The 14,005-nt window shown below is 70.4% G+C and carries 12 protein-coding genes; 6 read left to right on the top strand and 6 right to left on the bottom strand.

What is annotated here, in order from left to right:
• Positions 1-15: 15 nt before the first annotated feature.
• From ACH413_RS02705 to ACH413_RS02685, 5 genes are read left to right on the top strand one after another with little or no spacing between them, the layout of a single operon-like run.
• On the top strand, positions 16-1,371 hold the full coding sequence (locus ACH413_RS02705; protein WP_360029893.1) for an extracellular solute-binding protein: 1,356 nt from the start codon (positions 16-18) through the stop codon (positions 1,369-1,371).
• Entirely contained in the window at positions 1,368-2,318 is a 951-nt protein-coding gene (locus tag ACH413_RS02700; protein WP_360029892.1) for a sugar ABC transporter permease, read from the top strand. Before ACH413_RS02705 ends, ACH413_RS02700 begins: the two co-directional genes overlap by 4 nt.
• Positions 2,315-2,539 carry a hypothetical protein gene (locus ACH413_RS02695; protein ID WP_360029891.1) on the top strand — a complete coding sequence of 75 codons (225 nt, stop codon included), beginning with the start codon at positions 2,315-2,317 and terminating at the stop codon, positions 2,537-2,539. Before ACH413_RS02700 ends, ACH413_RS02695 begins: the two co-directional genes overlap by 4 nt.
• The gene (locus ACH413_RS02690) at positions 2,536-3,399 is read left to right on the top strand and encodes a carbohydrate ABC transporter permease (RefSeq protein ID WP_360029890.1); all 864 of its coding nucleotides are present in this window, start codon (positions 2,536-2,538) and stop codon (positions 3,397-3,399) included. The genes ACH413_RS02695 and ACH413_RS02690 overlap by 4 nt, the downstream gene beginning before the upstream one ends.
• Before the next feature lie 35 nt (positions 3,400-3,434).
• Complete coding sequence (locus ACH413_RS02685) at positions 3,435-6,269, top strand: carbohydrate-binding protein (protein ID WP_360029889.1); 2,835 nt, start codon at positions 3,435-3,437, stop codon at positions 6,267-6,269.
• Positions 6,270-6,290: 21 nt separating this feature from the next.
• Here ACH413_RS02685 and ACH413_RS02680 read toward each other — a convergent pair whose 3' ends face one another.
• From ACH413_RS02680 to ACH413_RS02670, 3 genes are read right to left on the bottom strand one after another with little or no spacing between them, the layout of a single operon-like run.
• Positions 6,291-6,560 (bottom strand): DUF6510 family protein, encoded by a 270-nt coding sequence (locus ACH413_RS02680; protein WP_093601719.1) that lies wholly within the window; start codon positions 6,558-6,560, stop codon positions 6,291-6,293.
• Between the two features lie 13 nt (positions 6,561-6,573).
• Complete coding sequence (locus ACH413_RS02675; protein ID WP_360029888.1) at positions 6,574-7,314, bottom strand: ferredoxin reductase; 741 nt, start codon at positions 7,312-7,314, stop codon at positions 6,574-6,576.
• Positions 7,284-7,883, bottom strand: a complete 600-nt coding sequence (locus ACH413_RS02670) for a sulfite oxidase-like oxidoreductase (protein ID WP_093602083.1) — start codon at positions 7,881-7,883, stop codon at positions 7,284-7,286. Before ACH413_RS02670 ends, ACH413_RS02675 begins: the two co-directional genes overlap by 31 nt.
• 55 nt (positions 7,884-7,938) lie before the next feature.
• Here ACH413_RS02670 and ACH413_RS02665 point away from each other — a divergent pair, with 55 nt between their 5' ends.
• Entirely contained in the window at positions 7,939-8,724 is a 786-nt protein-coding gene (locus ACH413_RS02665) for a crotonase/enoyl-CoA hydratase family protein (RefSeq protein WP_360029887.1), read from the top strand.
• Here the strand turns inward: ACH413_RS02665 and ACH413_RS02660 are convergent.
• The 3 genes from ACH413_RS02660 to ACH413_RS02650 are packed head-to-tail and all read right to left on the bottom strand — an operon-like array spanning position 8,702 to position 13,882.
• Positions 8,702-10,879: a penicillin acylase family protein gene (locus tag ACH413_RS02660; protein WP_360029886.1), complete on the bottom strand. Its 2,178-nt coding sequence runs from the start codon at positions 10,877-10,879 to the stop codon at positions 8,702-8,704. The two genes, ACH413_RS02665 and ACH413_RS02660, sit on opposite strands and share 23 nt — an antisense overlap.
• 10 nt (positions 10,880-10,889) lie before the next feature.
• Positions 10,890-13,193, bottom strand: coding sequence for an FtsX-like permease family protein (locus ACH413_RS02655; RefSeq protein ID WP_360029884.1), 2,304 nt, complete (start codon positions 13,191-13,193; stop codon positions 10,890-10,892).
• Entirely contained in the window at positions 13,190-13,882 is a 693-nt protein-coding gene (locus ACH413_RS02650; protein ID WP_360029883.1) for an ABC transporter ATP-binding protein, read from the bottom strand. The genes ACH413_RS02655 and ACH413_RS02650 overlap by 4 nt, the downstream gene beginning before the upstream one ends.
• Positions 13,883-14,005: the final 123 nt, after the last annotated feature.

Raw genomic sequence — 14,005 nt, 5'->3', positions numbered from 1 at the left:
CCGCAAGGAGTGACGATGAAGTCCTCGAGAATCAGCGCCGTCGTACTGGCCACGGCGCTCGCCGTCACCGGGTGCGCCGGTGGCGAGCCGGAGGGGTCGGGCGGCCGGCTCGCCCTGACCGTGGCGATCGACCCCGGTCTGGAGAAGGGCGCGGTCGACGCGTTCAACGCCAGGGTCGCCGAGTTCGAGAAGGCGCACCCGGACGTGGACGTGCAGCCCCAGGAGTACAAGTGGGACGCGACGACGTTCACCGCGCAGCTCGCGGGCGGCACGCTGCCCGCCGTGTTCACTGCACCGTTCACCGACGGCCGCGGGCTGATCGAGCGCAAGCAGATCGCGGACATCAGCGGCGAGGTCGCGAAACTGCCGTACGCCAAGGGGTTCAACACGTCGGTGGCCAAGGCCGGCCAGGCGGCGGACGGCGCCATGCAGGCCGTGCCGATCGCCGCGTACGGCCAGGCCCTGCACTACAACCGCACGCTGTTCAGGCAGGCGGGCCTCGACCCGGACAAGCCGCCCGCCACGTGGGCGGAGGTGCGCTCGGCCGCGAAGCAGATCGCCGAGCGCACCGGCCAGGCCGGCTACGCCCAGATGACGGCGGGCAACACCGGCGGCTGGATCCTCGCCACGCTCGACTACGCGTTCGGTGGCCGGGCCGAGCAGCTCTCCGGTGACAGCGCGAAGTCCACGCTGAACACGGATGAGATGCGGGCCGTGCTGAAGCAGCTGCAGGACATGCGGTGGACGGACAACAGCATGGGCGCGAACTTCCTCTACGACTGGGCGACGATCAACCAGGACTTCGCGGCGGGCCGCATCGGCATGTACGTCTCGGGCGGCGGCAACTACGGCTCGCTCAAGGCGCAGAACGCCTTGAAGGCCGAGGACTACGGCATCACCACGGTTCCGCTGGCGGACAAGGGCACGGCCGGTGTGCTCGGCGGCGGCTCGCTCGCCGTGGTGCGCGCGAAGTCGTCCGCCGCGGTGGTGTCCGCGGGCGTGCAGTGGATCGACTTCTACTACCTGTCGAAGCTCACCGCGCAGGACCAGGCCGTGGCCGACGCGAAGACGACGGCCGAGTCGTCCCAGGCGGTCGGCTCGCCCGAGCTGCCGGTGTTCGACCGCGCCCTGCACGACCAGCGGCAGCAGTGGATCGCGCAGTACGTCAACGTGCCGGTGCAGCAGATGAAGCCGTACACCGACAAGATGTTCGCGCAGCCTCTCGTGCCCGAACCGACGAGGTCGACCCAGCAGGTCTACGCGTTGCTCGACCCGGTCGTGCAGGCGGTGCTGACCGACCGGAACGCCGACGTGACCGCGCTGCTCACCCAGGCCGAGTCGCAGGCGCAGGCGCTGCTGGACCGCAAGTGACCACGACCGCCCCGCCCCGGCAGGCCGCGCCTCCTCGCGCGGCACGGCCTGCCGCGCACCCCCGTCGTCGACGGCGCCGCGGTGGCCTCGCGGCCCTGGTGTTCCTGCTGCCGATGTTCGCGGTGTTCGGCGTGTTCTCGTGGCTCCCGATCCTGCAGACCGCCGTGATGTCGTTGCAGCAGACGAACCTCGTCGACACCCCGGAGTTCGTCGGCCTGGACAACTTCGTGACGGTCCTGAACGACCCGCTGCTGTGGACGGCGGTCCGCAACACCCTGTGGTTCGCGTTCCTCGCGTTGCTCATCGGCTACCCGGCGCCTCTGGTGCTCGCGGTGCTGATGAACGAGGTGCGCAGGCTGCGCGGCCTCTACAGCGCGCTCGCCTACCTGCCCGTGGTGGTCCCGCCGGTGGTGGCGGTGCTGCTGTGGAAGTTCTTCTACGACGCGGGCCCGCACGGTCTGTTCAACACGGTGCTGGGCTGGTTCGGCATCGCGCCGGTCGCGTGGCTGCAGGACGGCGGCACCGCGATGGTGTCGCTCGTCGTGGAGTCCACCTGGGCGGCGATGGGCGGCACGGTCATCATCTACCTGGCCGCCCTGACCCGCGTACCACCCGAGCTCTACGAGGCCGCAGAGATCGACGGCGCCTCGGTGTGGCACAAGGTCTGGCACGTGACGCTGCCGCAACTGCGGGGCGTCCTGCTGATCACGTTCATCCTGCAGATCGTCGGCACGGCCCAGGTGTTCCTGGAACCGTTCCTGTTCACCGGCGGCGGCCCGGCGAACAGGACCACCACGATCCTCCTGCTGATCTACAACTACGCCTTCGCCTCCAGCCTGGGCGGCGACTACGGCGCCGCCACCGCACTCAGCCTGATGCTCGCCGTCGTGCTGGCCCTGCTGTCCGCCCTGTACTTCCGCCTCACGCGTTCGTGGAGCACGTCATGACCGACCGCAGCGGGGAGAGCCCTGCCGTGCGGCCGCCTCTCCTGGCAGCGCGAGAGCCGCTACCGGGTCAGGCGGCCCCACCAAGCCGGCCGCTCGCCACCTCGGACCACATCACCACCCGCCACGGTCGCCACAACCCGGCAGCCGCCACCAACCACCTGCCCGCCGCCGCGATCACCCCGTCCTCCGGCCTCCACCCCAGCCCGCGGAGCACACCATGACCGACCGCGGAGTCCTCTCCACCCACGACCGCAAGATCCCGGCCGTCCGGCGAACCATCCGGACCGTGCAGACCCTGCTGCTGGGCGGCCTGCTGCTCATCGGCCTGGGCCCGGTGCTCTGGCTCGCGAAGGCGGCGATCACCCCGACGCAGGACACCCTGCGCGCACCACTCGCGTTGTGGCCCAACGGCTTCGACTTCGCGAACCTCGTCACGGCGTGGACGCGGGTGGAGATCGACAAGTACTTCCTGAACACGGTGCTGCTCGCGTTCGGCGCGTGGGCGGTGCAGTTGCTGGTCGCGATGACGGCCGGGTTCGCCCTGTCGGTGTTGCGGCCGCGCTATCGGAAGGTCGTCACCGGTGTGGTGCTGGCGACGCTGTTCGTGCCGTCGGTGGTGCTGCTGGTGCCGCTCTACCTCACGATCACCGACCTGTCGCTGATCAACAGCTTCTGGGCGGTGTGGCTGCCGGCGGGCGCGAACGCGTTCAACGTCCTGCTGGTGCAACGGTTCCTCGACGGTCTGCCCCGCGAGGTGTTCGAGGCGGCGACCGTGGACGGCGCCGGTCCGTTGCGGTTGTTCGTCTCGGTCGTGTTGCCGATGTCCCGTCCGATCCTCGGGGTGGTGTCGGTGTTCGCCGTCATCGCGTCGTGGAAGGACTTCCTCTGGCCGATGCTGGTGCTGCCTGATCCGGCAGTGCAGCCGTTGTCGGTGCGTCTGCCCGCACTGCAGCGGTTCGTCGAGCTCGACGTGTTCCTCGCCGCGCTCGCCATCTCGACCCTCATCCCTGTCGTGCTCTTCCTCGTCTTCCAGCGCCTGTTCCTCAACGGCAGCGCGCTCAGCGGAGCGGTGAAGGGCTGAACGAACGGAACCCCCACATGGCAACGTCGCCATGGTTGCGCGCGCTCGCAACCGCCCTGGTCACCCTGACAGCCACAGTTCTTCCGGCCACCGCCACCGCGGCCACCACCCGTCTTGAGGCCGAGAACGCCGTTCTGACCGGTGGCGCGGTCGTCCAGACCGATCACCCGGGCTTCACCGGCAGCGGATTCGTCGGCGGCTTCACCGACGCGAACCGCAGCACCGCCAGCACCTCGTTCGCGTGGTCCGCGACGACCGCCGGCACCTACTCGCTCGCACTCAAGTACGCCAACGGCACCGGCTCGCCGCGCACCCTGACGCTGCGGGTCGACGGCACCGGTCCACGCCAGATCACCCTGCCCGCCACGGCGAACTGGGACACCTGGGGTTCGGTCTCGACAGCGGTCCAGCTGACGACGGGCGCGCACACCTTCGCGTACAGCTTCGGGTCGGCGGACAACGGCAACGTCAACCTCGACCACCTCGAGGTCGCGAACAGCGTGACCGAGGCCGGTCCCGCGTACGAGGCGGAGAACGCGACGCTCAGCGGTGGCGCGGTCGTCCAGTCCGATCACCCCGGCTACACGGGTGGCGGATTCGTCGGCGGGTACACGGACGCGAACCGGGGCACGGCGCGCACGACGTTCCGGGTCACCGCCGCGACCGCAGGCCAGCACGACCTCGCGATCCGGCTGGCGAACGGCACCGGGTCCGCCCGCACCCTCTCGTTGTACGTCGACGGTGCGAAACAAAGGCAGATCAGCCTTCCCACGACGGCGAACTGGGACACCTGGGCGACCTCGAGCGAGCAGGTCACGCTGACGGCCGGGCAGCACGACGTGGCGCTGGCGTTCGACTCGGGCGACTCCGGCAACCTGAACCTCGACAGCCTCACCGTCAGCACGGCGGTCCAGGCCGGTCCTGGCGAGGCCGAGTCGGCCTTCCGCTCCGGCGGAGCGACAGTCCAAACCGGACTCGCCGGCTACGCGGGTTCCGGCTACGTCGCCGGCTTCGGCACGGTCGGCGCCCGCGTCGTCCGCACGCTCAAAGCCGACAACGCCGGGAACTCGACCATCACCGTGCGGTTCCAGAGCACGTCGAACGCGACGCTGGCGCTGACGGCGAACGGCCGCGACGCGGGCACCATCTCGTTCCCGGCAGGCAGCGGATGGCGGACCACGACGGCGACGGTGCCGTTGCGCGCCGGAGTGAACACCATCGGCCTGACCAGCACGACAGCGGCAGACGTGGCCATCGACAGCATCTCGGCCACCGGTGAAGGCGCTCTCACCCAACGCGGCGCCACGGTCCCGTACACGACCTACGAGGCCGAAGCCGCCACCACCAACGGCACGGTGCTCGCGGCGAGCCGCACGTACCGGCAGATCCAGTCCGAGGCCAGCGGCCGCCGGGCGGTGGTTCTCGACGCCGCGGGCGAGCACGTCACCATCAAGCTGACCGCACCGGCGAACGGCCTGGTGCTGCGCTACTCGATCCCGGACAACGCGGCCGGCACCGGCCAGCGCGCGCCGATCTCGTTGTACGCCAACGGAACAAAGCAGCGCGACGTCACGCTGACGTCCGAGTACAGCTGGGTGTACGGCGACTACCCGTACTTCAACAACCCGGCGATGGGCGGCGGGCACCGGTTCTTCGACGAGACCAGGATCCTGGGTGACTGGGCGGCCGGCACCGAGCTGAAGTTCCAGGTGGACACCGCGAACGCACTGGCCTACGTGCTCGACTTCGTGGAGGCCGAGGCGGTGCCCGCGGCAGCGACCGCGCCGGTGAACGCCGTCTCGATCACCTCGCACGGTGCCGTCCCGAACAACGGCTCGGACGCCACCGCGGCCATCACCGCGGCGATCGCGGAGGGCGCTGCCCAGAACCGGCCGGTGTGGGTGCCGGCGGGCACGTTCCGCATCTCCTCGCGCATCAACGTCGGCAACGTGCGGATCATCGGTGCCGGTCCGTGGCACTCGGTCGTCCAGGGCACCGGCTCCAAGGGCGGTTTCCTCGCCACCGGCAAGGTGACGATCGCGGACCTGGCGATCTTCGGCGACGTCCGGGTGCGCGAGGACAACGGCTCCGATCCCGCGCTGGAAGGCAACTTCGGCTCAGGTTCGCTGCTGCAGAACCTGTGGATCGAGCACACCAAGGTCGGGCTCTGGGGCGACAACGGCACCAACGGCCTGTACGCGGTCGGCCTGCGGGTGCGCAACACGTTCGCGGACGGCGTGAACCTGAACGGCGACGTCGTCGACACCAGGATCGACCAGTCCACCACGCGCAACAACGGTGACGACGGCCTGGCGATGTGGTCCGAGGGCGCACCGGTGACCAGGACCGCGTTCACCAACAACACGGTCCAGTTGCCGGCGGGCGCGAACGGCATCGCGGTCTACGGCGGCGCGGACAACCGCATCGAGGACAACCACGTCTCGGACATCGTCACCTCGGGCTCCGGCATCGCGGTGAGCACCTGGCACCAGCCGGTCCCGTTCAGCGGCACGACGACGGTGCGCCGCAACACGTTGCTGCGCGCGGGCAGCTTCGAGCCGAACTGGAACTCGGCGATCGGCGCGCTGTGGATCTACACGGCGGACCACGAGATTCGCACGCCAGTGGTGATCAGCGACCTGACCATCACCGACAGCAGCTACCAGGGCGTGCTGATGAGCTGGCAGAAGACGATGACCCCGATCACCTTCGACAAGCTCACCATCGACGGTGCCACGTGGGGCTTCGAGATCCAGGCGGCCGGTAGCGGCACGATCTCGAACACCAAGGTCACCCGTGCGTCCTCCGGCGGACTGCTCAACGCCCAGGGCTTCGCGCTGACGCTGGGAGGGGGCAACTCCGGTATCTGACGGGGCACCCCGCTGCCGTCCTCACGGGGACGGCAGCGGGATCTCCAGGCTCACCGTGCCGCGCAGATCGAGCCACGCGCGGTCGCGTCCGCGCACCAGCCGCAGCACGACCTCCTCGCAGTGCGGGCAGCGCGCGACGATCCCCGGCGCGTTCTGGTAGACGCGCAGGGTCGCCACCGAACCCCGGTAGCCGCAGCCGGAGCACTGGCCGGTCGCCACCGTCAGGTCCACGGCGAAGATCTCCCGCAGGTCGCCCGCCAGCGCGTTGCCGTCGACGTGGTCGTCGCTCATCGGTGCTCTCCTGTCAGCCGAAGCGTTCGGTGCGGACGCGGCGGGGGTCGTGGCCGAGCGCCACGAAGATGTCGGACACCGTCTCGACGAACCCGGTCGGCCCGCACACGAACACGTTCGGCGCGAAGTCGGCCGGCCAGGCGTGGGTGTTCAGGGTGGCCAGCCCCAGACGTCCTGGCGGCGTGGGCGAGCCTTCCGGGGCCTGCCGGGTGTACACGACGTGCACGTCGAGGCCTGCGTCCTCGCGGGCACGGCGGCGCAGCTCGTCGGCGTAGTAGACGTCCTCGGGCGTGCGCACCGAGTAGATCAGCCGGAACGGCACCCGGCTGCCTTCCGCGGCCCGCGTGCGGACCATCGCCATCAACGGCGCGATGCCCGATCCACCCGCCACGAGCGTCACCGGTGCCTGGTCGGCCGAGCGCCACACGAACCAGCCGCCGACCGGGCCGCGCAGCTCGATCTGGTCGCCGGGCGAGAGCACGTCGCACAGGTACGGCGACACCTCGCCGTCGGCGACCTGCTGGACGCTCAGCTCGAACCGCTCCCCGTCCGGTGCGGAGGAGATCGAGTAGCTGCGCTGCACCGAGTAGCCGTCCTCGGCGGTCAGCCGGACGTCGACGTGCTGCCCCGGCAGGTGACCGGGCCAGCCGGGCACGTCGAAGACGAGGCTGCGCGCGCTCTTCGTGATGTCGGTGGACTCGGCCACCGAGGCCACCCGCCAGGTCAGTCGCCCTGATACCGCTGCTCGCGCCATGGGTCTCCGTAGTCGTGGTAGCCCGCGCTTTCCCAGAAGCCGGGTTCGTCCTCGAGCAGCAACTGGATCCCGCGGACCCACTTCGCCGACTTCCAGAAGTACAGGTGCGGCACCAGCAACCGGGCCGGGCCGCCGTGCTCGGGCGTGAGCTCGTCGCCGTCGTAGCGGTAGGCGATCCACGCCTGGCCGTCGATCAGGTCCTCCAGCGGCAGGTTCGTGGTGTAGCCGCCGTAGGACTGGACGAGCGCGAAGTCCGCCGCCGTCTCGACGTCCTCCAGCAGGACGTCCAGCGAGACGCCCTTCCAGCGGGTGCCGAGCTTCGACCACTTGGTGACGCAGTGGATGTCCGTGGTGATCTTCTCCGCGGGCAGTTCGATCAGCTGCTGCCACGACCAGTCGTAGCGCTGACCGGCCTCGGTGTTGATCGTGAACTGCCAGCGGTCGGTCGTCACTCGCGGCGTCGGCCCCGCCGTGAGGACCGGGAAGTCCTCTGCCAGGTACTGACCGGGCGGCAGCTGCACGTCCGGTGACTGGCGTCGCCCGGTGAAACCGGGAGAGACGATTGGCATCGTGTCAGTAGACGCCAGTGGCGCGCCGAACGCCACTGCTGATCACGGAGGTCACATGGACGTCAGGGTGGAGATCGCCGGCACCACGACGCTGATCTGGATGAACCGCCCGGACCGGCGCAACGCGGTCGACGGGCCGATGGCCGCGCAGCTGCGGGACGCGTTCCTGGCGTTCGAGGCGGACCCATCGCAACGGGTCGCGGTGCTCGCCGGCGAGGGCGGCACGTTCTGCGCGGGAGCGGATCTGAGCGTCGTCGGGGATCCCGCCCGGCGCAACGAGCTCGATCCCTCTGGCGGTGGCGCGGGCCCGATGGGACCGACCCGGTTGGAGCTGGGCAAGCCGGTGATCGCGGCGGTCAGCGGGTACGCGGTGGCGGGCGGGCTGGAGCTCGCGCTGCTGGCCGACCTGCGGGTGGTCGAGAGCAACGCGGTGTTCGGGGTGTTCTGCCGGCGGTGGGGTGTGCCGTTGATCGACGGGGGCACCGTGCGGCTGCCTCGGATCGTGGGGCTGGGTCGGGCGTTGGACCTGATCCTCACCGGACGTCCGGTGCACGCCGAGGAGGCGTTGGCGATCGGGCTGGCCAACCGGGTGGTCGAGCCCGGTCAGGCGGTGGCGGCCGCGCTGGAACTGGCCGAGCAGATCGCCGGGTTCCCGTTCGAGTGCGTGCTGGCAGATCGGGCCTCGACCTACGGCGGGCTCGACCTGCCGTTGGCCGAGGCGCTGCGGGCGGAAGGGGCGGCCGGGGTGCCGATCGTGGCTCGGGAAGGCGTGGCCGGCGCCGCCCGGTTCGCGGGCGGCGCCGGCAGGCACGGGAAGTTCAGCGGAGACGGCGAACGGTGAGATCGGGGTTGCGGGCGATCTCCCGTTCGGTGAACTCGCCCTTCACCCACTGCTTCTTCGCGTAGAGGCGTGCCTGGTCGGTGTGGTGCGGAGAGGCAGGATCAGCGGACTGGCCGTAGACCAGCATCGAGCTCATCCGCGGTCCGTTCTTCGTCAGCTCGACCGCCATGACGAAGCTGGTGCCGTGCGGGATCTCCGGGACGACTCCCGGCCGGGGCGGTCCGGGCACCGAGATGACGTTGAAGCAGCCTTCCGGGCCGCGGCAGCCGTGGATCGGGATGCCCTCGTACTGCTGGACGGCGTCGAGCGGCACGTCCACCGCGACGCCGGCGACGCCGAACGCCCGGACCGCCTCGGCGAAGGCGCGCTGGACGCCGGGATCGGCCGCGTTGATGCCGCGCGGGGTGTGGACGGGGTCGGCCGGGTCGAACGGCACCTGCCACAGGTTCGTCCCCGGCCGGCCGGTCAGCGTGATGAACGACCGCCAGAAGTAGGCGCCCCTGCTCGCTGAGCCGGTGTCTCCGGTGCCGGGCCAGGCGGCCAGGGCGGAGCAGGCCGCGCGGACGTCGACGGGCCGGCCGTCGTTCGCGGGCAGGGTCGGGTTGGCCTGGCACATCGCGACGACCGCGGCGCGTCCCTGCTCGGCGGTGAGGTTGCGGTCGCCGAACATCGCCTGTTCCAGAGTGGACAGTGTGAAGGTGTTGGCGCCGATCATGTCCAGGCCCATGCGGGTGCGCGCGGACCGTTCGGTGCCGACGTCGCCGACGATGGACGGGTAGCCGGTCAGCGGTGCGGCGGGGTTCGCGAGCCACGGGCTGTCGTTCATGTTGCTGACGTGGTCGCGCCGGATCAGCGTCGGCAACCGGTGAGGGCCGAACCTGCCCGACGTCACGGCGTCGGCGTCGGTGCCCCAGCCGCAGTCCGACCGGCTGCCGTCGAGGACCACCAGGCCGATGGGCACGTCGGTGCCGCACCGGGCGCGCTGCTCGTCGGTGACGTGCGGGACGACCTGGACGTCGCCGTAGTAGGCGGTGCCGGTGGAGTCCGAGGCGATCGTGTTGACCCACGGGAGGGCCTGGTGGCGGACGAGTGCCTTCTCCAGATCGGGCACGCTGCGGGCGCGGGCGATGGCCAGCCACTGGTCGATGATCTGCAGGTTGCCCTGGTTGGCGTCGCGCAGCACGAACGCGGTGGTGTCCGTCCACTGCAACGCGCGGTCGTCCTCGACGATCGGGCCGTCCGGGGTGCGGTAGAGGGTTCTCGTGGTGCCGCCGGCGGTGACCTGTTCGGCGATCATGCGGTGTGCCTTGCCGTCGACGAGGTAGCTGGTCGGGTCGCCGGGGACGAGCGTCAGCTTCGAGAGCGTCATCGTGTGCGCCTCGGACGCGGTGTGGGTCCAGCCGAGCCGGTCGTTGTGGCCGATGTTGACCACCGGCACGCCGAACAGGCCCGCGCCGCTGACGTTCAGCTCTCCGGGGATCGTGAGGTGGTGCTGGTAGAAGCGCCAGGTGTCGGCCCAGTCGAAGTGCGGGTTGCCCAGCACCATCCCGGTTCCGGCGGCGGTCGCCTGCTTGCCCAGCGCGATGCCGTTGCTGCCGGGCCGTTCCTTCTCCACCCGCGCCGGTGCCGCCAGAGCTGTTCCGGGCGGTTGAGCCGACACGAGTTGCTCCTGGAAACCCTCGCTGCCGGTCAGCCCGGCGACCTGGTGGACACGCCGCCACACGTCGATCTCGGTGATCGGCCGCGCCCAGTTCCGGCACGCTTCGGGTGCGCCGTTCTGGCCGAGGTAGCGGTTGAACCCGGCCACGTAACCGCGCACGAGGTCACGCGCCTGCTTCGACTGGCCGCCGAGCTGCCGTTCGACCACCTCGGACTGGTTGAGGCGCTGGTAGTAGAGGTCACTGGCCAGGTTGTCGGGTCCGAACCAGCGGGAACGCTCGGCGGACAGCGTCACGACGATCTCCGCCATGACGCAGGCGTTGTCCTCGGCGAACGCGTAACCGAGTCCTTGGCCGACGCCTCGGTAGTCGTGCGCGAGCACGTGCGGAATGCCGTAGGACGTTCGTCTGATCACCGTGCCGCTGTCGGCGACGGCGGGTGGACTTGTGGCCAGAACTCCTGCTGCCACAAGTGACAACGCGATGAACCTGCGCATTCTGCTCCCCCTATTCGTTGTGCAGGACGGTGGCGATCGAGAGACGCGCCGCTCCCCTGGCCGGCACGACCGCGCCCAGCACGGCGATGACGACGCCGGTGAGGGCCAGCAGCGCGAGCAACGGCGCGTGGTAGACGTTCATGAGGATGTCGACGGCGTCGGCCTGGCCTGCGTGGGCCATGGCGGGCACGACCAGTTGGTGCACGACGATGCCGACGGGCACGCCGATCAGTCCGCCGAGCACGCCCAGCGCGCCCATGGACGTCACCAGCAGCACGGTGACCTGGCGCGGGGTCATGCCGATCGACTTGAGCATGCCGAGGTCGCGGCGCCGTTCGCGGGCGTTGAGGACGACGGTGTTGAACACCCCCAGGGCTGCGACGGCACCCAGCACCAGCGTCAGCACGACGGCGGCGCTGATGATGATCACCGCGGTCGACGACGTGCCGTCGCGGGGCGGCAGGACGCGCAGTCCAGGATCTGCGGCGCTCGCGGCGGCGGTGTAGGCCGCGCGGTCGGTGCCAGAAGCCATTTGCGTCAGGTACGAGGTGGCGCGGGCACCGGGCGCGAGAACGTCCACAGTGGACCAGTCGGCGAAGATCTCGTCGGCGTTGTTCGTCAGCACGACGCCGACGATCTTCACCTGAGTCCGGTTTCCCCGCGCCTGCACGGTGATCGTGTCACCGACGGCGAGCCCGCGCTGGTTCAGGAACCTCGACGGCACGACGACCTGTCCCGGTCCGTCCGGCCAGTGTCCGGTGAGCACGCGCGGGCCGAGGGTGGCGGTGTCCCCGCGGTAGAAAAGGATCGTGGCCTTCTGGGTGCCGCCCGCAACCTCGGCGTCGAGCTGGGTACTGGCGAGGAACGCCGTCGTGCCGGGCAAGGAGCGCAGCATCGACTCGTCCTCGGCGTCGCCCAGTGTCGCGGCCGGTGCCTCCACGCCCTGCGGACGGACGGCGGGCAGGCCCGGCGGTGGTCCGGCCATCAGCTCGACGCGGTCGGTGAAGTGGGGCCGGACGGCGTCGTTGTAGGCCGTCATCGACATCGTCACGCCGGCCGCGAGGGTCACGGTCATGACGCCGAGCACGACCGAGGCCAGCGTCAACGCGCTGCGGCCGGTGCGGGCGAACGGCAGCCCGAGGCCGAGGCTGATCGACCGCGGCAGCCGCGTGCTCCCCAGCCAGCGCTGAACGCGCAACGCCCGGCCGGTGTGCGTGGTGGTGCCCGCGCTGATCGCCCGGGCCGCCGGAAGCCGACGGGCCCTCAGCGCCGGAACGAGCGCGGCCGACGCCACCAGCAACGGCATGCCGAGCGCCGCGACGATGTTCACCCACGGTGCGAAGCTCAGCTCGTCGACGCCGAAGCCCTCGACCGCGTCCTGCACGATCGGTTTGGCGACGAGGTTGCCCGCGATCGTGCCGAGCACGCAGCCGGCGAACGCCGGGATCGAGACCATCACCAGGTAGACGGCCATGACCTGGTTCGGGGTGAAGCCGATCGCCTTGAGCATCCCGATGTGCCGCAGGCCCGCCACGACGGCGCCGCTCACGACGTTGGCGACGATCAGGACCGCCACGGCGAGCCCGAGAATCCCGAAGATCAGCAGGAACGGGATGAACACACCGAGCTCGGACGTCGCCTTGTCCTTGACGGTGAGGTGCGACAACGTGCCGAGCAGTCCCTCCTGCGGCAAGGTCGCGGCGAACGCGGCCACGTCGACGGCCGTGTCCGCCTTGTCGAACCGGTAGAGCATCTGCAGCGCGTTCGGCTGCAGCGCGGCGATCTGCCCGGGAGTCACCCAGGCGTCGGCTGATCCCGTCACCGAGTGGGCGAACCCGACGACCTTCAGCGTCGGACGTCCTGGCAGCCGCAGCTCGAAGCCGATGCCCATCCGGCCGACGGATCCCGGCGTGCGGTTGAGGACGATCTCGCCGGCGTTGGTGGCCCATCTGCCCTGCCACACCGAGACGCGGTCGACCTGGCCACCGGGATCGGCCCGGCCCACCACGGTGAGCGTGCCGAGGAAGACCTCCCCGGTCGAAGTGTCCACAGTGGCCTGTTGGAGCGGCCCTGCCGTGGTTCCGGCCGCCTGCTTCAGCTGGGCCTCGGTCACCTTCGCCGGGTCGAACGCCGCCGCCAGGTGCGCGCCCTGCTGGGCGGCGAAGGCCCGGTCGAACGGCGCGGCCGACGCGTCCAGCAGGCCCAGCGCCATCACGAGCGTCGCACTGGCCGCGCAGACCACGACACCGATCACGATGGTCTGGAGCTTGCGCCGGCGCACGGCCGCCCAGGACGCCGACCACACCGCGCTCATGCGCGTTCCATGGTGTGCTCGCGGGCGATCCGGCCGTCGACGACCTCGATCACCCTGGTGGCGCAGCGGGTGGCGAGGCGTTCGTCGTGGGTGACGAGCAGCAGCGTCTGGCCGATCTGGTTGAGGTCGAGCAGCAGGTCCATGACCTGCTCGCCGGACCTGCTGTCGAGGGCGCCGGTCGGTTCGTCGGCGAGCAGCAGGGCGGGGCGGTTCATCAACGCCCGCGCCACCGCGACGCGCTGCCGTTCGCCGCCGCTGAGCTGCGCCGGGTAGACGTTCTTGCGGCTGGAGATGCCGAGCTCTCCGAACAACTCCAGGGCGCGTGCGCGGGCCTGGCTCGCCTTCATGCCGGTCAGCTGGGCGGCGAGGGCGACGTTGTCGAGCGCCGACAGGTCGTCCAGCAGGTTGAAGAACTGGAAGATCATGCCGATGCCGCGCCGGCGGAACAGGGCGAGGCCGGTCTCGCTGAGCACGCCGAGGTCGGAACCGTGCACGACCACCTCGCCCGACGTCGGGCGGTCGAGCCCGGCGATCATGTTGAGCAGCGTGGACTTGCCGCTGCCGGACGGTCCCATCACCGCGACGGCCTCCCCGGCGCGGACGACGAGGGACACCCCGTCCAGCGCGGTCGAGTCGCTGTACTCCTTGCGCACGTTCGTCAGCTCGACGACGGCGTCTGCGTTCTGCATGGCGGCCATCTTGCTGAGCCGTGCGTGCGGAGGCGTCAGTCTGCGGAGGTAACTCGGCGGGCGGGTCATCCTGGGGATGTAGGGACTGCATCCGGGGTTTGATGCGCGGGTGATCGCCGCTCT

Origin of the sequence: Lentzea sp. NPDC020367, from assembly GCF_044387305.1 — a bacterium.
Lineage (GTDB): Bacteria > Actinomycetota > Actinomycetes > Mycobacteriales > Pseudonocardiaceae > Lentzea.
Note: the sequence above shows the minus strand (reverse complement) of the source record. Positions and strands in the feature narration are given on the sequence as shown.